The organism is Flavobacterium sp. UBA4197 (genome assembly GCF_002379575.1).
Classification (GTDB): Bacteria; Bacteroidota; Bacteroidia; order Flavobacteriales; family Flavobacteriaceae; genus Flavobacterium; species Flavobacterium inviolabile.
In genome coordinates this window covers 61,129-83,756 of sequence record NZ_DFUB01000033.1, presented here as the reverse complement: position 1 = coordinate 83,756, position 22,628 = coordinate 61,129, and the positions used below count along the sequence as shown (strand labels likewise).

Sequence of the window (22,628 nt, the reverse complement as noted above, 5' to 3'; positions counted from 1 at the left end):
TTTGTAAAACGCTATTTTTCGATACAATCAATCGATAAAACCGATTATAAAATGGAACTCAGACAACTCCGCTATTTCCTAAAGGCAAAGGAATTTCTCAACTTTACCGAAGCCGCTGCCGCATTACACATAAGCCAAAGTACCTTATCGCAGCAAATCAAACAACTGGAAGACGAGCTGAGGGTTCCGTTATTTAACAGGATTGGCAAACGCATAACACTGACGGAAGCCGGCGGATTGTTTGCAGAATATGCCTTGCAGAGTCTTAACAAGGCAAATGACGGTTTCCAGTTATTAAAAGACCTGAACAACCTGAATACCGGAAAAATCCTGATTGGCGTAACCTATGGATTGCGGCATACCCTAACGCAGGCCATCATTCAGCTTAACGCGCAGTTTCCGGAAATCAGCTTTGAAATTGTTTTCGGGACTTCAAAAGAACTGATTGAAAAATTAAACAGCTTCGAGTTGGATGTCATCCTTACCTTCCAGGAAACACCTTCGGCAAAACATTTTAAGCACCAAAAACTGTTTAGCGCACCAATGTCGCTGGTAACGTCTGATGCCGTTTTTGCTAACCAGCGAACGGCTATTTCGTTAAAAGAGATAAGCGAACTTCCTCTGGCACTTCCGGCAAGCGGATACAGTACCAGTCAGTTTATGGGCAATGCTTTTTTAAAAGCCGGTTTGCAACCGAAAGTTGCTATTGAAATAAACGATATTCCCACGCTGCTTGAATTGGTGAGAACCGGAAAATGGCATACGATACTGACACAGACAACCATTAACAATGAAAAGGAGCTGTTTGCCATTCCTGTTAAAGGAAATAATATGATCCGGACAGCGATGATTATTGCCCTGAAAGAGGTTTATGAAAAAAAAGCGGTAACGACCTTTCTCGATATACTGATCCGGCTGAACAAGGCATAAAATCAGCCACATACCCTTCCGGCCGGAAAAAGGCTTGTCAAAGACCGCTGCAATACCCCTGAACTTTTGTAACTTGACACTGAAATTACAACCCTTTATTTTAATCAAATGACGACGCTGCACCATTTAAACTGTTTAAAGATTGTTTCACCGGTTAACGATAATGTTATCGGACACTGTTTATTACTTGAAAATAATGCGGAACTGTATCTTGTTGATACCGGAATCGGGTTATTAGACACTCAAAATCCGGACGAACGAATCGGACAACCGTTGATTGATATTGTGGGTTTTCAGTTTAACGAAGCGCGTACCGCCATAAAACAGATCGAACAGCTCAGGCTCGATCCGGACAAGGTTACCCATTGCGTGATTACGCATCTGGATCCGGATCATATCGGCGGACTTGCCGATTTCCCGAATGCGGTCGTGCATGTAGGAGTAGAAGAATATCAAAATTTTAAAAGCGGAAATCCGAGATATTTACCGCAGCAGCTGGATCATAACCCAACCATTGTAACCTATGCCGGAAGCACAGCAACCTGGTTTGGATTTGAAGCCCGTAAAGTAAACCTGAATTCCGATACGGAGCTATACCTTATCCCGCTTTTCGGACATACCCTCGGACATTGCGGTGTGGCGCTACAACACGAATCCGGATGGTTATTCTATATCGGGGATGCTTATTATATGAAAGTGGAACTGACCGATGCGGAACATCCGGTAAATGAACTAGCCCGAATGAGAGCTGATAATGATGGTCTGCGAATCGAAACACTAAACCGCATTCGTGCCTTTGTTGCGGAACATCCGGAAATAACCGTTTTTGGCTATCATGATATCGCCGAATTCCAACCGGCCGGAATAGTACTATAACGGAAATTTTATCCCTTTGCCATTATGAAACATGCAAAGCCTGTACATCCTGATTTCCTGTATTTTCTGGAGTTAAAAGAAACAAACATACAGGAATTGTTTCACGATCTGAGAGCCTGTATACTGGAATTATATCCCGAAAGCAATGAATTGCTGTATCATACGCATGCGCTCACTACTGTATTTTCCGTTTCCGACACGCTTTCGGATGCTTTCTGCATGCTGCCCATCTATACCAGTCACCTGAATTTAGGTTTTAATAAAGGAACATTGCTGCCCGATCCGGACAAATTATTAACCGGTACGGGGAAACTGATCCGGCATATTCCGGTGAGTACTGTCGAAGATTACCGAAACGAAAAAGTTAAGGCATTGCTGCTGTCGGCTATTGAACTGGCCATTCAGGACAGGACCAAACCGGCTTCCGTTACCGGTTCTTCCATTTCCAGAATCAGCAGGGAATAATACCGATGCTTATAAAGTAAGCTGGTAAACACGGGATTCTTCTTCCCAGGGATGATACCCCTGACCGATATAGCGGAAACCCATTTTTTCATAATACCCCACATGGTCGGTACTAAGGTTTAAGTATTTAAAACCAAATTTACGGGTGTCCTCTTTTGCTTTTTCAACCAGTAAGGCTCCATAGTTATTGCCGCGGTGTGCCGCTTCAATAAAAATAGCACAAACCCACGGGTACAGCTCTCCCCTGCTGATAAAATCATTGGTGATCAGTCCGGCACAGCCGATAATCACCGCATCCTTTTCCAGTAAATACCATTGTGGCAAATCCTGTTCGGCATGGATACAATGCGTGATACAGTCTTCATATATAACAGGCGATACTTCCTGCCATGCCTGCTGTAAATAGTGTATTGCTTTATCTTTATATTCGGGGTTTTCCCGGACGGATATTATTTTCATCTGTTTTTAATTGTTATGATGCTTAATGCTGATTTCTTATAAATATACAAAAAACCTGATCCGGACACACCCAGTAAGGAGCATTAACTGGATATGCCGGAAAAGGAATTTTGTGTTTCAGATTCTAATTAACACCACCTCCAAGGGCTCTGTACAAATCGCCGGATGCATTTAGCTTTTCCAGTTTGAGGTTAATGACTTCCAGATCGTTTTGAAGGGCATTATTCTGGGCTGTAATAACTTCCAGATAAGTTGCCATACCGCTTTTATAAAGCAGCATCGCTCCTTTTGTCGCTTTCTCCAAAGAAGCCGTTTTCTGGTCTATCAGCTGTAGGCGCTCTTTGGCATATTTTATTTTTGACAAGGCGTCAGATACTTCCCCAACGGCAACCAGAAACGATTGTTTAAACTGTATCGCCGCTTTTTCCTGTTCCAGCTGAGCTACCTGATAGGCCGTGCGCAGCGTTCGTTTTTGGAAAATTGGCTGTACCAGATTCGCCGCTATATTTTTGGTAACCGAACCCGGAAAATCAAACCAGCTGTCAAATTCAAACGAATTGACACCTATTTGCGGGGTAATGCTCAGCCTTGGATACATGGCCGCTTTTGCCAGTCCGGTTTTTGCCGTAGCAGACATTACCGCAAATTCTGCTGCTTTTACATCCGGTCTCCGGCTTAAAAGTGCCGCCGGAACACCTGCGTCAAAAACATCATGCAGCGCATTCACATCCAGGCTGCCCGAACGCTGTATGCTGTCCGGATAGTCGCCACACAAAATACGCAGGGCATTTTCCTGCACCGCTATATTTGTTTTCGCCAGCGGTACGAGTAATTCAGCTGTTTTTTTCTGTGCTTCGGTCTGATCGACTGCCAGCGAATTGATATTCCCGGATTTGTACTGCAATTGCATCATTGCTAAAGTATTGTCCGATAGTTCAATATTTTTCTCAGCAATTTTGAGCTGCTCATCCAGTCCCAAAAGATTGTAATATGCCTGTGCCACCTGGACAATGATCCTGGTTTTTAATGCCGAAAGGTTTTCTTTCTGGGCAAAATAACCCGCTCTGGCATCTCTTTTCTGCAAAGCAGCCTTGCCCCAGATATCGGCTTCCCACGAAAGGCTCAGGTTTGCACTATAATCATCCAGATAGTTTTTCCCGGTAAACTGCTCGCTTAACGAGCCGTTTAAAGAGTTTCTGGACTGATAGGTCCGGTTTGCCCCGGTTGAAAATTCCAATGTGGGCATCAGTGAATGCTTCGCCTGTTTATAGGCCAGGTCCAGCTGTTCCATACTTTTAACAGCCGTAAGCACTTCGTTGTTTTTTGCCAGTGCCTTTTCGATAAGTTCTGCCAGCAAAGGATCTTTATAAAAGCTTTTCCACGGCAGTAAAAGGGTATCTCCCGTTACCGCAAGCTGTTCCCGGTATTGTTCCGGAGTGTTTAAATCCGTACGGGCATATTTTTTACCCACCACACAGGACGATGCAATCATGGCGGTACATAAGGCAATCGCTATATTGTTTACTATTTTCATTAGTTTCTGTTTATAGTCTGATTCATTTTGTTGTTACCGGAAATCTTTTCCTGTAAATACTGGAAGAATATAAAGAGCAACGGTATGACAAAAACACCTAATACCACTCCGCTTAACATTCCTATCGCAGCACTTATACTGATGGATTTATTTCCTACTGCGGTACCTCCTGTGGCAAACATCAGCGGTATCATTCCCACAATAAAAGCCAGTGAGGTCATGATAATCGGGCGCAGCCTGGATCTCGCTCCTTCAATCGCGGCTTCAATGATTGATAATCCCGATTTTCGCCTTTGCAATGCAAATTCCACAATCAGGATGGCATTTTTGGCCAACAGTCCTACCAGCATGATCAATCCTACCTGTACATAAATGTTGTTATCCAGTCCTACCGTTTTAATTCCGGCAAAAGCCCCCAATATTCCCGTTGGTATGGACAGTAATACCGCCAATGGCAGTAAATAGCTTTCATACTGTGCAGCCAGCAGGAAGAATACAAATAGCAGACACAATCCGAAGATCGCTACCGTCTGGTTACCTGCCGATTTTTCTTCTAAACTCAATCCGGTCCATTCATAAGTATAATCAGACGGAAGCGTGTCCAGTACTTTTTCAAGATTACCCATAATTTCTCCGTTACTATAACCCGGTAAGGCTACAGCTGTAATACTAACGGAGTTGTACAGGTTATAGCGGTTCACCGATTCCGGTCCGTACACCTTTTTCAGAGTAACCAGAGCTTTAACCGGTACCATTTCCATTTTGGCATTGCGTACGAATATTTCATTAAAAGCGGCTTCATCGGTTCGGAAGATACCGTCTGCCTTAACATTCACACGGTAGAATTTCCCGAAACGGGTAAAGTCAGCCGACTGATCTCCTGCAAAATAGGTCTGAATATTGTTTAACAGATCCCGGACGCTTACGCCCATCTGCTTCGCTTTGTCTTCATCAACTTCCAGTTCCAGCTGCGGATAATCGGCACGGAAAGTAGTATAAGCAAATTGCACACCCGGCTGCTGCATGATCTGTCCGATTACTTTATCGGCCATCGCTTTCAGTACCGCCGGATCACGTGCCGTCCGGTCCTGTAACACGATTTCGGCACCACTGGTTACTCCGAATCCTTCTACCGGAGGCATACGCAGTACCATGATCGAACCTTCTTTTATCGTAGACAATCTGGCGTTCACATCATTTAAAATGGCTTCAATATCTTTTACTGCTCCCCTGTCTTTTTTCGGTTTTAGTTTTAAGAATCCTAAACCGTAAGCCGGGCTCGCACTGTTGCTCAGGATGTTAAATCCGGTAATACTGGTATGGTTGTCAAAGGCTTCCATTCCGTCCAGTGTTTTTTCAATTTTCTTAACCACTTCGGTTGTACGATCCAGGGCAGTTCCCGGCGGCATCGACAAGCTGTAGATCATAAATCCGTCGTCTTCCAGCGGTACAAAACTCTTTGGCGTGCTCATCATCATCAGAAAAGCAACCGCACTCACAATTGTTACCAGACCGGCTGCCAGCCATTTTCTGTTAATCAGAAAACGAACACCTTTAATGTATTTCCCGGTCAGGTTGTTGAAACCGGTATTGAAACCGGTAAAAAAACGCTGCTTAAAGCTTGTTTCCGGCACCGCATCATGGTGGTTTCCGCTATGGTTATTCTTTAACAATAAGGCACATAAAGCCGGCGTTAACGTTAGTGCATTTACTGCCGAAATGATAATGGCAATGGCTAAAGTATAGGCAAACTGCTTATAGAAAATCCCCGATGATCCGGTCATAAAACCGATAGGAATAAATACCGCAGCCATAACCAGTGTAATCGAGATTACCGCCCCGGTAATTTCCGACATGGCCGTATGGGTAGCCTCTTTAGCCGTAAGGCCGGCATCTTCTTCCATCTTACTGTGTACGGCTTCGACCACCACAATGGCATCATCCACCACAATACCAATGGCCAGTACCAATGCAAACAACGTCAGGATGTTGATCGTGAAACCGAATACCAGCAGGAAGAAAAATGTTCCTACAATCGCTACCGGAACAGCTATCGCCGGAATAATCGTAGAACGCAGATCCTGAAGGAAGATAAACACAACTATAAACACGAGCAGGAAAGCTTCGATCAAGGTCGATTTTACCTGTCCGGTGGCTTCATCCAACCGCTCTTTGGTACTCATTACACTTACGTATTTCACACCCGGCGGAAAGGATTTTGATAGTCTTTCGATTTCCCGGTTAACGCCTATTTCAATATCATTGGCATTCGAGCCAGAGGTTTGCAGGATCGCTACCGTAACGGCATTTTTACCGTTCGACATATTATCACCGCTATAGGAAATGGATCCGAATTCTACCCGCGCCACATCTTTAAGGCGCAGTATGTTCTGTCCGTCATTTTTAACAACGATATCTTCATATTGTTCCGGCTTATTCTTTTTCCCTTTGTAACGGATAATGTATTCCAAAGCCGATTTTGATTCTTCCCCCAGTTTACCCGGAGCCGATTCCAGACTCTGGTCGGCTATTGCCTGCGTTACATCGGAAGGGATCAGCCCGGCATTTGCCATTTTACGCGGATCCAGCCAAACACGCATCGAATAGTCCTTAGCCCCGAAAATCTGTGCCTGTCCTACGCCCGGTACCCGTTTTATCTGTGGTACCAGGTTGATATTCGCATAGTTTTGCAGGAACAATTCGTCGTATTTGCTGTTGTCGTCTGTATACAGGTTAAAGATAACGATCATACTGTTCTGCTGCTTGGAAGTGGTTAATCCCATACGGATTACCTCCTGCGGCAGTTTTGGCGTTGCCTGCTGTACCCTGTTTTGTACGTTTACAGCTGCCTGATCCGGGTCGACACCCTGTTTGAATACCACGTTGATGGAAAACGAACCGTCGTTACTGGCAGTCGATTTAATGTACTGCATGTTTTCCACCCCGTTGATCTGTTCTTCCAACGGTGTTACTACCGAACGGATAACGGTTTCGCTATTCCCTCCGGGATAGGAACCACTCACCATTACTGTAGGTGGCGAAATATCGGGAAAGCGGGTTACCGACAATCTTGTAAGGCCAATGATTCCAAGTATTACCAATACAATGGAAATTACGGTAGCCAGTACCGGCCTGTCTATTATGTTTTTTAACATGGAAATGTTATTTATATTAAATCAATGGGTTTGTTTATTTTTTAGCCGCTAAAGTTGCTACTTTGGGTACTACAACCATTTCGTGGTTCAGGACGTCAATGTTGTTCAGTGCGATCTTATCGCCCTGTTTTATGCCTTTGCTCACAAAGTAGTTATTACCTGCACTTCCGGCTATTTCTATAGGGGTCATCGCAACTTTATCGTTTGCGGTCAGCGTAAATACAAAAAACTTGTCCTGTATGTCTTTTACACTTGCCATCGGAACGGTCAGTACAGCAGAAAGGCTGTTGTTGAGCACCACTCTTGCCGAACCGCCGGCACGCAGGTATTTTTCCGGATTCGGGAAAATTGCTTTTAGTGCAATACTTCCGGTAGTACGGTCAATATTTCCGCTTGCCGTTTCCAGTTTCCCTTTGTGTTCATAGGTACTTCCGTCGGCTAAAATAAGGCTTACCGGTGTTTTGGACATGCCTTCTCTCAATACTGCCAAATAATCGGCTTCACTCATTGAGAAGTATACAAAAACGTTGTTTATTTCAGATAAAGTGGTTAACGGTGCAGCATCATTAGGCGTAACCAGGTTCCCGATACGGTTCGGAATACGGCTGATGTAACCGCTTACCGGTGCTTTTATCAGTGAGAAATCGGCGTTAAGCTTCGAAGAACCCAAGGCTGCTTTTGCCTGAGCTACCTGGGCTACCGTTGCTTCATAATTTGCCTGAGCGGTTTGCAGCTGGATTTCTGAAACTACTTTTCCGGCTACCAGCGGTTTTATTTTTTCAATTTCCAGTCTGGCGTTGGAAAGGTTTGCCAAAGCCGCTTTATAGGCAGCCTGACTATTGTTTACCTGTTCGGCAAAAACATCTCCCTTAATTTTAAACAGGGATTGTCCCTGCTGTACATACTCTCCTTCTTTAACATAAATCGCTTCAAGATAGCCAGACACCTGTGCTTTGATATCAACATTAACGCTTCCTTCAATGCTGCCGGGGTATTTTTTCTCGACTTCACCGGTTGTGGACTGGGCTATAAAAAAATCGACTTCCGGCTTGGGCATTTGCGGTGCCTCTCCGTTGCCTCCTTGTCCGCATGAGGTGAGGCTTATCATAATCATTACCACGAAAACCTTTATCAAGGTCCTGTTGTTTTGGAAAATTGGCTTTGTCATTTTATCGAATACTATAATTTTAGACGACAAAATAACAACGGGAAGCCCCTGTAAAATATAAGAAATTAACCGAAACGTCGTTTTTTACTGCTGAAACGAAGAATAGCCGTTCTGAGTAAAAACAGGGGTTCACGACCGGTAATTACCGTCATTGTTCCGGTAAAGCTGCCGTTTAATAATCCATCCAGGATTTTAAGATCCCCGCTTTTTCACGGCTGATGATGATCTCGGTATCGCTGCTTTTTTTGAGTACGATTTTCAGTTTGGAATTAAAGTGGTTGTACACATGCTGTATCGAATCGATGTGTATGATAAACTGGCGGTTTGCCCGGAAAAAGGTTTTCGGATCCAGCTGGTGTTCCAGTTCTTCCATGGTTTGCGGTACGACTTCTTCCGTACCGTTAAGCAGGCGCGCACGGGTGACTTTCAGCTCGGAATAAAAGTATTCCACATCACTGATCATTAAGGTTTTAAAGCCGTCGCGGTACGGGAGTAAAAACCGGGTACGGTAGTCTTTATGGGTTACAAAATTCAGCAGACTGTCCAGCCTGTTCTGAAGGTTGCTATGGGGCTGGTTTTCATGCTTTTCAAAAGCGGTTTCCAATTCTTCTTTTTCAACCGGTTTGAGCAGGTAATCGATGCTGTTGAATTTAAAAGCTCTCACGGCATATTCGTCGTAAGCCGTGGTAAAAATTATCGGACACAGCAGTTTTATACCGGAGAAGATCTCAAAACTGAGTCCGTCGCTCAGGCGCACGTCCATCATGACCAGATCCGGGCTGCTGTTGTTTGAAAACCAGGCCACACTTTCGGCTATGCTTTCCAGTACGCACAGCACTACCGCCTCCGGGCGAATTTCTTTGATTAGTCGTTGCAGGCGATCCGCATTCGGTTTTTCATCTTCTATAATTACTATCTTCATCTTCATAGCCTATTAATGGGATTATCACTTTAAACGTATGGCTGTCCTTGATTATTTCGGGAGTTCTGTCTGTGAGCAGTTTGTACCGGCCCATGATGTTGCTCAGTCCCAATCCGGAGGACAATACAGCACTTTGTATCGGGATGCGTTCATTTTCAACCACTAAGGTGTCGGTTCCGCTGTTGTAGATCTTAATTTTCAGAGGATCGCTTTTGATGGTTTTGTTGTGCTTTAAGGCATTTTCAATGAGGAATTGCAGCGTTAACGGCGGCAAATATAAGTTTTGTGCCGTTTCGTCAATAGCAATCTCAAAGGACACACCACTTCCTACCCTGTTCTGAATCAGGAAAATATAGGATCGCAAGAATTTTAATTCGTCGGCCAGTTTTATGATGTCCTTTTTGGAGTTTACCAAAAGATAGCGGTAAACTTTGGAAAAGTTTTCAGAGTAATCATACCCCAGTTTCTGATCTACCAATATGAGTTCCGACAGTACACTCAGGTTGTTGAATACAAAGTGCGGATCGATCTGCAGTTTTAAGGCAAGCAGTTCGGCTTCGGCTGCAGCCCTTTTGTTTTCGGCTGCTTTCAAACGATGTTCCGCCGCATCGAGTGCCGTTTTCTTCCAGCTTTCAATAAAATAATTACTGGTATTGATTGCGCTGATAATCAAAGCAATAATAATACTGGCACTCACCCAATTCCACAGTCCTTTAAAATCGCATAAGGGATCGTTCTCACAGTCCATATCATACACATAAAAACTCACAATTACCTGAAAAGCAATGATCAGTACGATGCATAAAATCTGTAAACCGGTCTGTATAACCGCCCGTTGCAGTGTTTTTTCGGTCCAGGGCAGCGATTCGTTCAGTTTGCTGTTAATGATAATGCTGATCCTTGAAATAATCAGACAGAACAGCAATGATACGGTCACATCGATGATCTGATCGAGCAGTGGCTGTGTAAAAAAGAATTTCCAGTAGTAAGCATCGGGATGCAAAAAAAAGGATACCACATAATACATGATTAAGGAGAGCAGTGCAAAAACTACTTTCCTCCACCGGCTAATGAGGTATATATTTATTTTTTCAATCATGTACAGATGGTATAGTGACCTGCAAAAATATTCAAGATCGGATTTTTATATGTGCTGTTTGCTGCCGTTTTAAGGGCTTAGTGCCAATATAGTTTTTTAAAATGAAATTACCATTCCTCAGTACCATATTTTACTGTTTTTCTCGCCTATCCGGCTAATAGTTGGGCAATGACAGCAGCGGTATGTTTAAGCCGGAAGCCATGATTCCGGTTTTGCTGCGGTGGATCAGCGAATCCCAGAAACCGTATTTTTGAGGTATCATGACCAGTATATCGGCATCAAAATTCCGGATCTCTTTTTCAATCTCGGCTATAACCGCATTGGAACGAACGCTTTTATAAAGGTATCTGACATCCTGAAATTCGCTTTCGGCTATATTTTTTGCCAGTGCCGATGCGTCGGATGCTTTTAAACTATCTATTTTTTCGGTGACATTAAAGACTTCTATTTCGCCGTCTATCAGTTTTGTGGCTTCCCACAGCCAGGAGAGTTTTTTTAGGGGGACTTCCTTAAAGGTATCGCAGGCAAAGAGTATTTTCCGGGCGGCTTCAAAGTGTGCTTTCAGCGGTACTGCCAGTATTGGAATATTGATGTTTTTGATTGCCGAAGTGGTAGAATTTCCAATCAGTGTCTGTTCGAGTGAACGTTCCGCCATGCCCATAACCAGCAACTGTGCGTTGGTTTCTTTCAGCAGCAATACCAGTTGTTCTTCCAGAAAGGAATAGCTGCAAAAAACGGTTGTTTCAATTCCAAACTGCTGTGCCAGTGTTTCCGCCTGTCGTTTCAGTTTGTTTGTTGTATTGTCGATCTGCTTTTGAATCCCGTCGGAAGTGATATGGGAATTCGCCGAATGAACCGGCAGCGAAAACGAGTTGAAAAGCAGCAGTTTTGCGCCTACGGTTTTGGCTAAACCGGCGGCATACAGTACGGCATTTTCCGCAATAGCGCTAAAATTGGTTGCCGCAATAATGGTTATGGTGTTGGCATTGTTCATCATAAGTAGATAGAAAGATTACACTATGGCAAAGTTGTCCTTTTGTTGTGTATGTACTTATGGAAATATTACCCGAAAAGCAATTTTAGCTCCTGAAACGTAGGAAAGCTTTACTGAAGAAAAGAGAATAAAGAATTAGAAATGAAGAATTACGAATTAGGAATTGCCCTTAGGTTGTTGTTTGTTTGCCCTTTGCTTCTTGCCCTTTGCCTTTTACTTCTTGCCCTTTGCCTCTTCCTCCTCGCCCTCTACTTCTTAAACTTCATTGTTATTAAAAAATAATGCGGAATTTTAAAATGTGTCCCCAGATTTTCAGGCTTGATATCCGATTGTACAACTTCGCAATACGAACCGGAGCCGTCTTTATGGATTGTTGGCGTTATGATAGCAAACACCGGAATTTCCTGCTGGGAATTTATATCTAAAAACAGCTCCTCTTTACTGCCAAAAAAGTCTTTTAAAGCATATTTATCGGAATCATCCTGTAATTTAAAATACGATTTCTTACTTCCGAATTTCATTCCTCTTATATAGGTTTTTAACTTTCTGTCAGCCATTTTAAAGAAAAACTTTAGTGACTCTTTATCCGAATTGATCTTAAAGAAATCAGTTTCAGCACCATCAAAAAGTAATTCCTTATGCACTAATTTTCCTTTTACAAATTCCTGGATATTTATTTCATAATATTTCCCGTTAAGCTGACCTCCTTCAAAATTCAGTCGTTCAATGTAAATATTTTCAAAATCAATTACATCCTGGATTTCCCGGTTTTCACTTCCGTAATTGTTTGTGATTTTTACGGTATTTTGAGCAAAAGCAAAATTTGATATTAGGATTATAAACAGTAAAGTTCTTTTTAGTTTCATAGTATATTTAAACGTTAGGCTATCATCATTATTGATACGATTACAAATCTAATGATTTACCTGAAATTATGGTTACTTCCTGAAGTATGATATATGAGGTTAGAAGTACGATGTTAGATATATGAGGGTTGATATGCGAGGTATGATATTAGAAGTTAAATATATGAAGGTTGAAAGTCGTACATCGGACCTCACACTTCTAATATCTAATATCACATATCTTACCTCTTGCTTTTGCTCTTTGCCTTTTGCCTTTTGCTCTTTGCCTCTTCTTTTAACCACCCCAAAAACCTTATCATCCTGTCAACAAAAATTTTAAACTTTTAAATATTAATTATATTTTTACCCGCTGACACAAAAAAACCATATATCCACAATAAATTAACGCAATCAATACAAAAACAATTATGAGGAAAATTGCATTAACATCCCTGTTAATCTTTATTACCAGTTTATCTTATTCCCAAAAGATAAAATTCAAAAATGACAAGGTACTTGCTGACGACAAGGAGCTATTTAAAACCGAAAGAACCGGCGTTTTCGGAGCTAATGGTTTTATTTTTATTCCTTTAAATTCCAATAAGCCATTATTTTCATTGATAGCCAATAATGGTGGTACCCACATGCATCTGGATGATGATTATACTCAGATAAAATTCCTGACCATTGGACAAAAAGCCGAAATCAGAGGTGGTAATTTAAAAGAAGCTATTAAGCTTTTACTTAAAAACGAAATCATTAAAGATGACGGGACATTAGACGAAGCAAAAATTGATCTTTTTATTAAAAATTATGACGAAAATATCTCTGAAAGAACAGTTATCACCCGATAGTTTCTTTCTATAATCAAGATTTTTCATAAAACGGAAGTGCCGGTAAGGTGCTTCCGTTTTTTATGAAATAAAACAAAGGGCAAAGGGCAAAGGATAAAGGGCAAGAAGTAAGATATGTGATATTAGAAGTATGAAGTACGATATTAGATTTTCAGCCCTCATCATCAACCCTCGTATATCTAACCTCATACCTCATATATCAAACTTCTTAAATCTAACCTTTCAAATCTGTACCCTTAAAAAAATACATTTTTGTATCTGTATAGTTCTGTAAAGGCGCTCTAATTTTGTCTTCTAAAGATGACAATTATGAACGTCGCAGCACAAGAACCAAAACCGATACAATTCCGGGAAGTGTATCTATCCGATTTGAATGCCATTGTACAATTATACCGTAAAAACCAATCGCTTAAAAAAGTCGGATCGGCGGTGAAGAACAAACTGGCTGCCGATTTCGGACTGCCGATTGGTGTAGCCGAACAGGACAAAAAGATTGTAGCCTATTCTGTTGTAAAACTGACCTCATCCGGTGAAGCGGTAATTACCGTTCAGGCGGATACCGATTTTAAAACTGCCGGCATTAACGAGCAGCTGAATTCTTTTTCAGTACACCTTCGGTCAAACAAAAGTTTACAAAACAATACTGTTGTTTCAGAACGGGCAGTTCAGCAAGAAATAGACCGGTTTATCGACTGGCTGAACCAATGTTATCTGAATTAAACGGCATTTTTATTTCCGTTTATCGTACCTTTAAAGTTCTACTAAAAAATCAGCATGCCGAAAGAAGCCTTATATCAAAAAATTGCCCATACTGTTGAAGCCCAGATTGCTTCCGAAACATTAAAAATTGGCGATAAACTGCCTTCTATCCGCACGGTACAAAAAATTTACAATGTCAGTCTAAACACTGTAAAGCAGGCTTTTCTGGAACTGGAAAGCAAATCACTGATAGAATCCCGGCCAAAATCGGGTTATTATGTGAGCAATACCTTTAACCGGAAATTTTCCATTCCGGAAACCAGTAAACCCAGGCTGTTTGAAAAAGAGGATCATCCGGAAGATTTAATCAGTAAGGTTTTTAATACCCTGCATCACAAAGAAATTACCCGGTTTTCACTGGGTGTACCGGACAACAGTATGCTGCCCATTGCCAAGCTGAATAAAAGTGTCCTGAAAGCGATGCGAAGTCTGGACGACAGCGGAACCGGATATGATATTATTCCCGGCAATACAAACCTCCGGCGCAATATTTCGAAATGGTCTTTTGTGTGGGGCGGTTCGCTAACGGAAAACGATATTATAACCACTTCCGGCACGCTGAATGCCATTTACTTATGCCTGATGGCGGTTACCAAACCGGGAGATACGATTGCACTGGAAAGCCCGATCTATTTTGGCATACTGCAAATGATACAATCCCTCGGACTAAAAGTCATTGAGCTGCCTACCAATCCGGTTACCGGCATTGATGTGGATGCACTTAAAAAAGTGTTACCCAAAATACAGGCCTGCTGCCTGGTAAGCAATTTCAATAACCCGCTGGGCAGCTGTATGCCGGACGAGAACAAAAAAGCCGTAGTCAAAATGCTTACCAAATACAATATTCCGCTAATTGAGGATGATTTATACGGAGATCTGTTTTTTGGCACCAGCCGCCCTGCTCCCTGCAAACTGTATGACGAAGCGGGTATCGTTATGTGGTGCGGTTCCTTTTCGAAAACTCTGGCACCCGGCTACCGGGTTGGCTGGGTAGCCCCCGGAAAGTTTAAAGAAAAAGTGATGCGGAAAAAACTGTTGCAAACCATATCCACACCGCCTTTATTTCAGGAGGTTGTAGCCGATTTTATGGAACATGGCCGGTATGACCTTCACCTTCGCAACCTGAGAAATACGCTGCACACCAATTGCCTGCAATACCAGCGGGCTATTGAAACCTATTTCCCGGATAATACCAAAGCCGCACAGCCACAGGGTGGTTTTGTATTGTGGCTGGAACTGGACAAACGTATCGATACCGCTCTGCTGTATGAACAGGCAATGCAGCAGAATATCAGCTTTGCACCCGGCAGAATGTTCACGCAGCACAACCAGTTTAATAACTGTATGCGGCTGAATTTTGCCTTAAAATGGGATGAAAAACTGGAATATGATTTGAAACGCCTCGGGAATATCGTGAAGAAAGCATTGTAACCCGCTGTCCGGAAACAAACAACCCGTCCTTACTTTCCTTACGTATTTCGCTGTTTGTATTTTTATGGAATTCTGTAATAATACCGGATGCTTTGTCCTTTAAAAAGTTTAATTTTAGGACTTTTATTTTTGACAAACAGCAGAAAATAGCACTCTCATTTTAAGTATCTTACTAAAACAGCAGTTTTTATTTTCTGATAAAATACTTTGACCGGCAATGAGAATTCTCCATACAGCAGACTGGCATATTGGTCAGCTATTCCACGAATACGACCGCACAGACGAGCATCAGCAGTTCCTGAACTGGCTGATACAGACTTTACAACAGGAACAAATTGATGTTTTACTGGTGAGCGGCGACGTCTTCGATCTTTCCAATCCTGCTGCAGTATCGGTAAAAATGTTTTATACGTTTTTAAATCAGGCGACCAAAGCCTGTCCGGAATTACAGATTATCATTACAGCCGGCAATCATGATTCGGCATCGCGTTTAGAATCCCCGAAACCACTGTTGGAGTCATCCAATATTCATATTATCGGACTGGTCGAAAAAAATCCGGATGGTACTATCAATTACGAAAAGCTTATTATTCCGATTCACGATACTTCCGGCAAAACAACAGCCTGGTGCCTTGCCATCCCGTTTTTGCGTATGGGCGATTATCCGGCTATTCCGGGTAGTACCAATCCGTATACCGATGGTGTTACCGCCTTATACGAACAGGCGTATGCCCATGCACTGGAAAAGAAACAGGACGATCAGATCATTATTGCCATGGGCCATCTGCATACACATCATGCTGAAATAACGGAACTGGACAAAACCGAACGCCTGATCATGGGTGGTGTGGAATGTGTTCCGGCAACCGCTTTTCCGGAAGGAATACAGTATGTAGCTTTAGGACATATCCACAAAGCACAGAAAATTGGCGGAAAAGAACACATCCGCTATTCCGGCAGTCCGCTTCCAATGTCTTTTTCAGAACTTAACTACAGACATCAGGTAGTTGTTTTTGAATCAGGTAAAACACAGATCGATAATTTACAGATTCTGGAAATTCCGCTGTTTGTACCGTTACAAAGGGTGCCAGCCACACACCAGCCTTTACAGGAAGTCTTAACGCTGTTAAAGCAGCTTCCGGATACTTCCCGTTCCGGCGAACCGGCTCCTTATCTGGAAGTGCGTGTACTGCTGGATGGTCCCGAACCGGCATTGCGTCATAAAGTAGAAACAGCCCTGACCGGTAAAAATATACGGCTGGCAAAAATTGATGTGCGGTATCCAGCCGCCACAAACAAAGCAACCGAATTTGTTACGCAGGAAAAGTTACAGGAATTACAGCCTGCCGATGTTTTCTCCAAAATATACCAGTCCAAATACAATATTCCGGTTCCCGAAACCATCATGCAGCTTTTCCAGCAGGCGGCACAGGAAGTAACCCAAAAAGAGAATTAACATGAAGATCATAGCCATACGAATCAAGAATTTAGCCTCTCTGGAAGGTACTACCGAAATCAACTTTACAGCAGAACCGCTCGCAACAGCTGGGATTTTTGCGATAACCGGAGCCACCGGAGCCGGTAAGTCGACCATACTGGATGCACTTTGCCTTTCCTTATACGGAAAAACACCCCGCTACCTGCAGGCAAGAGAAACCGGAGTGGAAATTCACGATGTACAGGGAAGTACCATCAGCCAGGGTGATGTGCGCGGTATTTTGAGAGACGGTACAGCCGATGGTTTTGCCGAAGTTGATTTTGCAGGTGTTGACGGTAATTATTACCGCGCCACATGGAGCGTTCGCAGAGCCCGGAATCAGGCCGATGGCAATATACAATCCGATGCCATTACGTTAAAAAACATTACGCTGCAAACCGATATTCCCGGAAAAAAAGCAGAAACCTATAAGGAAATAGAACGCCTGGTCGGACTGAACTTTGAGCAGTTTACCCGTTCCGTCCTATTAGCCCAGGGCGATTTTACTGCTTTTTTAAAAGCCAATAAGGATGAAAAATCCTCTTTACTGGAAAAACTGACCGGTACTCATATCTATTCTGAAATTTCAAGAATGGTATATGAAAAATGTAAACAGGAAGAAGTATTGCTGCGCGAGCTGAACCTTCAAAAAGAAGGTATTGTAACCTTTACGGAAGCAGAGCTCGCAACACTTCTTGAAGAACAGGCAGCATTACATTCCCGGATTAAAATTCTGGAAAAACAGGCCGAAACAGTACATGCCGAAATCAGCTGGCACCAGCAGTTAATAGAACTAAGTTCCCATCAGGCACTGGCAGATAGCGCTTTAATTGAAGCTGTTACAGCCCAAAAAAATGCGGCCAACCGCGAACAAAAGCTACAGCAGGCAGAACAGGTACAGCAAACCAGAACCTGGGCTGATGCCTTGCAGCATGCCGAACAGCAGCAAAAACAAAAAACAACCGAACTGGAAGCTTTAACGCAAAAAATCACCGTGCTGGAAGTGCAAAAAGCAAGTGTACAAAAATCGGTTGCGGAGGCTGAAAAAAACCTGGCCGAAAAAAATAAGATCAGTACCGAAGCACTGCCACTATTGGAAGAAGCTAAAAAGCAAGATACCCTGCTGGCAGAAAAAAAGGAACAATTGGCTAAAGCCAAAGAAGAAGCTGAAAATACGGCTGAAAAAAGCGAGCAGCAACAGCTTGAAATAGCTGCCAAAAAAACCGCCCTGACAGCGCTTTCCACAGAAACGGAGCTTATTGAAAACTGGAAAACAGAACACAACAGCCGAAAACCGATAGCCGAAAACAGCGCCATTATTGTTTCCAAACTGCAGGAAACCCAAAAGTTGTATACGCAGTTGCAGACTGTTGCCCATGATCTTGAAACTGTACAGGAAAAAATCCGGGAGAAAGATGCCGAAAGAACTACGCTGAGTACTGATAACATCACGCAGCAAACCACTCTGGAAACCCTTCAGGAAACCTATAACAACAAGAAAAAGCAACTGTTGCTGCTACCTATAGAAAATATCGGACTGGAGAAAGAAGATACGGATGCTGCATTGGAAAACACCATTAAAGCGGAAGCACACTGGAAATTATTCTATAGCACCCGGCTTGATTTTGATGCTTTACTTTTAAAACAAACTGCCGACGAGCAGGAATATCAAATAAAAGGAGCCGCCCTGCAACAACACAACCAGCGTGTTATCCATGAAGCAGCTAAAAAAGAGGCTTCTGCACAATTATTGCAGAAAGCGCGTCTGGCAGCCACTGAAAATGTGGAAACGCTCCGCGCCGGTCTTGTTCCTCACGAACCCTGCCCCGTATGCGGCAGTGAAGAGCATCCTTATGCCGCACACGAACCAAAACTGGATCATGTACTGGCCACACTGGAACAGGCACACCGGGAAACGGAACAGCAATATCTTTCCTCTTTACAGGAACAAAGCAGTCTGCAGCAAACCTGCGAAAACCTGCAAAAGAGTATTACCGCTCTTGCAGCAACCATCAACAGTAAAAAGGGAATATTAGAGGCTTTACAACAAGATTGGGAAAACTTTGCCATTGCAGACGAATGCAGCAATATCCCTGACGAGCAGAAAACAGTATGGATAGCCGAAAAACGATCTGTCTTAAAAGAAAAACAGGCACAATTGCAAGCGCAGTTACTGGCACATGCCGCTGAAAAACAGCAATTGGAAAGCCAGAAAGCCCGAATTGATGTACTGGAAAAAGATTGTAACGAAGCTACCAACCGTATAAAAGATCTGGAACGGGAACTCGGATCCCATACCGAACAGCTGGAACGCCTTGTACAGGAACACACTCAAACAACAGCTTCCATACTGGATGCAGAAGCCTTTTTGAGTCATTATATCACCGACCAGGGCTGGGTGGATAAATGGAAAAATGCTCCGGAATCTTTCCTTGAAAAAATGGAGCATTTTACAAAGAAATGGAAAACACAAACCGAAAAACTGGAATACAACCTCAATCAGTATGGTATTCTTTCGGCAACAGTTACCGAATTAGAAAAACAGTTTGCCGGACTTACTGCTGACGCTCAGAAAAAAGCCGGAGTATTAATTGCTTCCGAAAGTGCTTATCTGGCCTTATATAAAGAACGGATGTCCCTTTTTGAAGGTCAACCGGTAAAAACGATTGAAGCACAGTTACAGGAATCTGTAGCTACAGCCAAAGAAGCACTGGAACGTCACCAGTTACAGCAGCAACAATTGCATATCGAAAGTACCAAAGTAATCACCCAACAGGAACAGCTGCTCAAAGAGCGAACTGCTTTTGAAAATACAGCTCAGAAGGCCTCTCAACAACTCGGGCAATGGCTGATAGCTTATAACGAACAGCATGCTGTACCATTGCGTCCGGATGAGCTTAAAGAATTGCTTACCCTTACTCCCGACTGGATGCAGGCAGAACGAAAAATACTCCAGGTTATTACGGAGGAAGTTACCCGGACACAGTCGGTATTAGCTGAAAGAACACAGCTGCTGGAAGCACACCTACAAAAGAAATTATCCGACAGGACATTACCTGAGCTCAACGAGCTATACCGTGTGGCACAATCGGATCTGGAAAAAAACAAGCAGTCCCATAGTGAAATCGGTTTCAGACTACAACAGGATGAAGCCAACAAAAACAAAATCGGTGATCTTTTAGACCGCATTAACCAACAGGCAGCCGTTACCGAAAACTGGAGTAAGCTGAATGAGATTATCGGTTCGTATGACGGTAAGAAATTCCGTCAGATTGCACAGGAATACACGCTTGATGTTTTATTGGGTTATGCCAATATTCATCTGGAAGTACTGACCAACCGTTACAAAATTGAACGCATTCCGAATTCGCTTGGCTTACAGGTAATCGACCAGGATATGGGTGATGAAGTGCGTACTGTTTTCTCTCTTTCCGGAGGAGAATCCTTTCTGGTTTCGCTGGCACTGGCTTTAGGGCTGGCTTCCCTATCTTCAAGCCGTATGAAAGTAGAATCCCTTTTTATTGATGAAGGTTTCGGTTCCCTGGATCCGAACACACTGAATATTGCGATGGATGCTTTGGAACGACTGCACAATCAAGGCCGGAAAGTGGGTGTGATATCACACGTACAGGAAATGACGGAACGTATCCCAACGCAGATTAAAGTGAGTAAAATGGCCAGTGGAAAAAGTAAGGTGGAGATAGTGCAATACGCTTGACAAAGGACGAGGTTTGAGGTATGAAAGACGAAGTTTGAGGTGTGAAGTAAGAGGTTTGAAATACGAAGGACGAGATGTGAAGAATGAAGGATGTGATATCATATATCAAACTTCATATATCTCCCCTTATATATCGTATATCATACCTCCAGGTCTACTCCTTGCCCTTTGCCTCTTATCTTTTGCTTTTTGCCCTTTGCCTCTTGCTTTTTGCCTCTTGCTTTTTGCCTCTTGCTTTTTGCCCTTCACCTCTTACACTTATCTTCAATACTGCCTTTCTCTTTTATACAGCATTTCTTTTAGCAGGTTTTCGTGTATTTCGTTGATAATTTCTTTTTTCAACTGCATTAGCAATTGTTCATTGGCAGACTGTCTGTTAAATCCAGCTTCTGCAATTGTTTTTCCCTGTTTTTTGAATATTGTTATCGGCATTTTTGATGACCTTTAAGGTTTTTAACTGTAAATCCGTGTGATCCGAAAAATGTTTATTTGCAGTACTGATTGTGTTGTACATTTCGGCAGCAAAACATGTTCCTTATCCTGAACTTATACTTTAATTTCGGTTACCATATCTCAGGGCTAAATTACTGTATCCTTTTTTCCGGATACCGCGTAGAAATACCCCTTTTTAGGGTGTTTACCGGACAAAACCCTTCCTAAATCACACTAAAACAACACTTTAAATAATCGCATTTTACGATATTTATGTATCTTTATATAAATATAATGCGATGAACGAACTGCTCCATACCCTATCAGACACGATCAGCTATATCAGTATTGCGATTATTTGCTATGGTGCCGCTATTGGACTGCTTAAATTTATCGTTAATGAAGCGGATCGTTTTAAACATACTTTTTTACTTGCCAGAACCATTGAAATTAAAATAGAAGTCGGTTACTATTTATTGCTGGGACTGGAATTCCTGATTGCTTCCGACATTATTGATACCATACTCAATCCTACTTTTGAAGATTTAGGCATACTGGCCGGGACTGTGATCATCCGGACCGGATTGTCCTATTTTCTGAACAAGGAAATTGAAAATATCGCACAGAAAAAGTCAGCTGAAGACACCAATACATTACCCTAATTATTAACCATTTAACAACTATTATCATGAAAAAGACCAGCATTTTTACAGGGTTGTTAACCCTTGGATTATTGATTACCGCTCCTTTAACCGTTCATGCACAGGAAAAAAAGGAAAAAGAATCTGTAGGTGATAAAATTGAAAAAACTGCCAAAGCCGTTGGTAACAAAACTGCCGAAGTAGCCGTAAAAGGTACTTCCAAGATTACCGATAAGGTCTGGAAAGGCAAAATGGCACCAGACGGAACCGATGTTTACATCAACAATAAAAACCGTAAGTATTATGTGAACAAACAGGGAAAGAAAGTGTATCTTAAAGCTTCCGAGATAAAAGACAGACCGGAGAAAAAAGATTAACCCGGTAAATATCCGGTTAAAATTTTCCAGCAGGGATAAATAATCCCATAAAAAAACACCTGACCGTTTAAAATGCTGTCAGGTGTTTTTGATGTTATACAGTACGTTTAGGACATTAAAGGCTGGTATTTTTTCCAGTTATCCAGAATGATCCAAAGGTTAATAGCAAAAAGTACCAGTGCCATTTCAATTCCCGATGGTTCCATCAGGATGTTGTGCAGTACGATTCCAACCATAACCGGTAAAATGACTATGGCGCCCAATGCTCTGTATTTTGGGATAATAAACAGGATTCCACCTATAATTTCAATAATCCCTGCCAAAGGCAGCAGCCAGACTATTTTCATAAAAGCTTCCATGACCTTGAGCTGCTCTTCGCTCATATCGGGCATGGGCATATAATTAAAAAATTTGTTCAGTCCGGCATTGATGAACATCAGTCCGAAAAGAAGACAGACAATAAATTTAACAATCTTCATTATGTAGGGTTTT

Annotated in this window: 20 protein-coding genes; 10 read left to right on the top strand and 10 right to left on the bottom strand. The window is 42.5% G+C overall.

The annotated features are described in order from the left end of the window. The first annotated feature begins 51 nt into the window (after positions 1–51). The 3 genes from B3394_RS17025 (at position 52) to B3394_RS17015 (ending at position 2,271) form a co-directional block, all read left to right on the top strand. Complete coding sequence (locus tag B3394_RS17025) at positions 52–930, top strand: LysR substrate-binding domain-containing protein (RefSeq protein ID WP_286927615.1); 879 nt, start codon at positions 52–54, stop codon at positions 928–930. A 108-nt stretch (positions 931–1,038) separates the two neighbouring features. Continuing rightward, positions 1,039–1,806, top strand: a complete 768-nt coding sequence (locus B3394_RS17020; RefSeq protein ID WP_286927614.1) for an MBL fold metallo-hydrolase — start codon at positions 1,039–1,041, stop codon at positions 1,804–1,806. 24 nt (positions 1,807–1,830) lie between these two features. Continuing rightward, positions 1,831–2,271 carry a DUF1801 domain-containing protein gene (locus B3394_RS17015; RefSeq protein ID WP_286927613.1) on the top strand — a complete coding sequence of 147 codons (441 nt, stop codon included), beginning with the start codon at positions 1,831–1,833 and terminating at the stop codon, positions 2,269–2,271. Between the two features lie 9 nt (positions 2,272–2,280). Here the strand turns inward: B3394_RS17015 and B3394_RS17010 are convergent, their stop codons facing one another. The 8 genes from B3394_RS17010 to B3394_RS16975 all read right to left on the bottom strand — a co-directional run bounded on the left by B3394_RS17010 (position 2,281) and on the right by B3394_RS16975 (position 12,468). Continuing rightward, on the bottom strand, positions 2,281–2,730 hold the full coding sequence (locus B3394_RS17010) for a GNAT family N-acetyltransferase (protein ID WP_177733872.1): 450 nt from the start codon (positions 2,728–2,730) through the stop codon (positions 2,281–2,283). Positions 2,731–2,854: 124 nt separating this feature from the next. Further along, complete coding sequence (locus B3394_RS17005) at positions 2,855–4,264, bottom strand: TolC family protein (protein ID WP_177733870.1); 1,410 nt, start codon at positions 4,262–4,264, stop codon at positions 2,855–2,857. Then, the gene (locus B3394_RS17000) at positions 4,264–7,419 is read right to left on the bottom strand and encodes an efflux RND transporter permease subunit (protein ID WP_286927612.1); all 3,156 of its coding nucleotides are present in this window, start codon (positions 7,417–7,419) and stop codon (positions 4,264–4,266) included. The genes B3394_RS17005 and B3394_RS17000 overlap by 1 nt, the downstream gene beginning before the upstream one ends. A 34-nt stretch (positions 7,420–7,453) precedes the next feature. Further along, a complete protein-coding gene (locus tag B3394_RS16995) occupies positions 7,454–8,533 on the bottom strand; it encodes an efflux RND transporter periplasmic adaptor subunit (protein WP_286927611.1) in 1,080 nt (359 codons plus the stop codon). A 226-nt stretch (positions 8,534–8,759) separates the two neighbouring features. After that, positions 8,760–9,509: a LytR/AlgR family response regulator transcription factor gene (locus B3394_RS16990; RefSeq protein ID WP_218618713.1), complete on the bottom strand. Its 750-nt coding sequence runs from the start codon at positions 9,507–9,509 to the stop codon at positions 8,760–8,762. Then, a complete protein-coding gene (locus B3394_RS16985; RefSeq protein WP_177733862.1) occupies positions 9,484–10,608 on the bottom strand; it encodes a sensor histidine kinase in 1,125 nt (374 codons plus the stop codon). The genes B3394_RS16990 and B3394_RS16985 overlap by 26 nt, the downstream gene beginning before the upstream one ends. A 154-nt stretch (positions 10,609–10,762) precedes the next feature. Continuing rightward, the gene (locus B3394_RS16980; protein WP_286927610.1) at positions 10,763–11,605 is read right to left on the bottom strand and encodes a universal stress protein; all 843 of its coding nucleotides are present in this window, start codon (positions 11,603–11,605) and stop codon (positions 10,763–10,765) included. A 245-nt stretch (positions 11,606–11,850) separates the two neighbouring features. Beyond that, positions 11,851–12,468 carry a hypothetical protein gene (locus B3394_RS16975; RefSeq protein ID WP_286927609.1) on the bottom strand — a complete coding sequence of 206 codons (618 nt, stop codon included), beginning with the start codon at positions 12,466–12,468 and terminating at the stop codon, positions 11,851–11,853. A 407-nt stretch (positions 12,469–12,875) separates the two neighbouring features. Here B3394_RS16975 and B3394_RS16970 point away from each other — a divergent pair, with 407 nt between their 5' ends. The 5 genes from B3394_RS16970 to B3394_RS16950 all read left to right on the top strand — a co-directional run bounded on the left by B3394_RS16970 (position 12,876) and on the right by B3394_RS16950 (position 20,686). Continuing rightward, positions 12,876–13,301, top strand: coding sequence for a hypothetical protein (locus B3394_RS16970; protein ID WP_286927608.1), 426 nt, complete (start codon positions 12,876–12,878; stop codon positions 13,299–13,301). A gap of 309 nt (positions 13,302–13,610) precedes the next feature. Beyond that, a complete protein-coding gene (locus B3394_RS16965; RefSeq protein ID WP_286927607.1) occupies positions 13,611–14,021 on the top strand; it encodes a hypothetical protein in 411 nt (136 codons plus the stop codon). A gap of 54 nt (positions 14,022–14,075) precedes the next feature. After that, the gene (locus B3394_RS16960; RefSeq protein ID WP_286927606.1) at positions 14,076–15,491 is read left to right on the top strand and encodes a PLP-dependent aminotransferase family protein; all 1,416 of its coding nucleotides are present in this window, start codon (positions 14,076–14,078) and stop codon (positions 15,489–15,491) included. Between the two features lie 217 nt (positions 15,492–15,708). Further along, positions 15,709–16,947, top strand: coding sequence for an exonuclease SbcCD subunit D C-terminal domain-containing protein (locus B3394_RS16955; RefSeq protein WP_286927605.1), 1,239 nt, complete (start codon positions 15,709–15,711; stop codon positions 16,945–16,947). 1 nt (position 16,948) lies between these two features. After that, on the top strand, positions 16,949–20,686 hold the full coding sequence (locus B3394_RS16950) for an AAA family ATPase (RefSeq protein ID WP_286927604.1): 3,738 nt from the start codon (positions 16,949–16,951) through the stop codon (positions 20,684–20,686). A 264-nt stretch (positions 20,687–20,950) separates the two neighbouring features. On the opposite strand, the gene B3394_RS16945 is transcribed toward B3394_RS16950, so the two are convergent. Then, positions 20,951–21,118, bottom strand: a complete 168-nt coding sequence (locus B3394_RS16945) for a hypothetical protein (RefSeq protein WP_177733849.1) — start codon at positions 21,116–21,118, stop codon at positions 20,951–20,953. Positions 21,119–21,417: 299 nt separating this feature from the next. On the opposite strand from B3394_RS16945, the gene B3394_RS16940 reads away from it, so the two are divergent. Beyond that, positions 21,418–21,780 carry a DUF1622 domain-containing protein gene (locus tag B3394_RS16940; RefSeq protein WP_177733847.1) on the top strand — a complete coding sequence of 121 codons (363 nt, stop codon included), beginning with the start codon at positions 21,418–21,420 and terminating at the stop codon, positions 21,778–21,780. Between the two features lie 26 nt (positions 21,781–21,806). Further along, positions 21,807–22,136, top strand: coding sequence for a hypothetical protein (locus B3394_RS16935; RefSeq protein ID WP_273244670.1), 330 nt, complete (start codon positions 21,807–21,809; stop codon positions 22,134–22,136). Between the two features lie 107 nt (positions 22,137–22,243). Here the strand turns inward: B3394_RS16935 and B3394_RS16930 are convergent, their stop codons facing one another. After that, entirely contained in the window at positions 22,244–22,615 is a 372-nt protein-coding gene (locus tag B3394_RS16930) for a DoxX family membrane protein (protein ID WP_177733843.1), read from the bottom strand. Between the last annotated feature and the right edge of the window lie 13 nt (positions 22,616–22,628).

What these genes read in the sequence shown, in the direction of transcription:
- B3394_RS16950 (WP_286927604.1), top strand. Translation starts at nt 16,949, where the DNA reads ATGAAGATCATAGCCATACGAATCAAGAATTTAGCCTCTCTGGAAGGT.
- B3394_RS16990 (WP_218618713.1), bottom strand. Translation starts at nt 9,509, where the DNA reads ATGAAGATAGTAATTATAGAAGATGAAAAACCGAATGCGGATCGCCTG.
- B3394_RS16965 (WP_286927607.1), top strand. Translation starts at nt 13,611, where the DNA reads ATGAACGTCGCAGCACAAGAACCAAAACCGATACAATTCCGGGAAGTG.
- B3394_RS17020 (WP_286927614.1), top strand. Translation starts at nt 1,039, where the DNA reads ATGACGACGCTGCACCATTTAAACTGTTTAAAGATTGTTTCACCGGTT.
- B3394_RS16935 (WP_273244670.1), top strand. Translation starts at nt 21,807, where the DNA reads ATGAAAAAGACCAGCATTTTTACAGGGTTGTTAACCCTTGGATTATTG.
- B3394_RS16975 (WP_286927609.1), bottom strand. Translation starts at nt 12,468, where the DNA reads ATGAAACTAAAAAGAACTTTACTGTTTATAATCCTAATATCAAATTTT.
- B3394_RS16945 (WP_177733849.1), bottom strand. Translation starts at nt 21,118, where the DNA reads ATGCCGATAACAATATTCAAAAAACAGGGAAAAACAATTGCAGAAGCT.
- B3394_RS16940 (WP_177733847.1), top strand. Translation starts at nt 21,418, where the DNA reads ATGAACGAACTGCTCCATACCCTATCAGACACGATCAGCTATATCAGT.
- B3394_RS16955 (WP_286927605.1), top strand. Translation starts at nt 15,709, where the DNA reads ATGAGAATTCTCCATACAGCAGACTGGCATATTGGTCAGCTATTCCAC.
- B3394_RS17015 (WP_286927613.1), top strand. Translation starts at nt 1,831, where the DNA reads ATGAAACATGCAAAGCCTGTACATCCTGATTTCCTGTATTTTCTGGAG.
- B3394_RS16980 (WP_286927610.1), bottom strand. Translation starts at nt 11,605, where the DNA reads ATGATGAACAATGCCAACACCATAACCATTATTGCGGCAACCAATTTT.
- B3394_RS17025 (WP_286927615.1), top strand. Translation starts at nt 52, where the DNA reads ATGGAACTCAGACAACTCCGCTATTTCCTAAAGGCAAAGGAATTTCTC.
- B3394_RS17010 (WP_177733872.1), bottom strand. Translation starts at nt 2,730, where the DNA reads ATGAAAATAATATCCGTCCGGGAAAACCCCGAATATAAAGATAAAGCA.
- B3394_RS16970 (WP_286927608.1), top strand. Translation starts at nt 12,876, where the DNA reads ATGAGGAAAATTGCATTAACATCCCTGTTAATCTTTATTACCAGTTTA.
- B3394_RS16995 (WP_286927611.1), bottom strand. Translation starts at nt 8,533, where the DNA reads ATGATTATGATAAGCCTCACCTCATGCGGACAAGGAGGCAACGGAGAG.
- B3394_RS16930 (WP_177733843.1), bottom strand. Translation starts at nt 22,615, where the DNA reads ATGAAGATTGTTAAATTTATTGTCTGTCTTCTTTTCGGACTGATGTTC.
- B3394_RS16960 (WP_286927606.1), top strand. Translation starts at nt 14,076, where the DNA reads ATGCCGAAAGAAGCCTTATATCAAAAAATTGCCCATACTGTTGAAGCC.
- B3394_RS16985 (WP_177733862.1), bottom strand. Translation starts at nt 10,608, where the DNA reads ATGATTGAAAAAATAAATATATACCTCATTAGCCGGTGGAGGAAAGTA.
- B3394_RS17000 (WP_286927612.1), bottom strand. Translation starts at nt 7,419, where the DNA reads ATGTTAAAAAACATAATAGACAGGCCGGTACTGGCTACCGTAATTTCC.
- B3394_RS17005 (WP_177733870.1), bottom strand. Translation starts at nt 4,264, where the DNA reads ATGAAAATAGTAAACAATATAGCGATTGCCTTATGTACCGCCATGATT.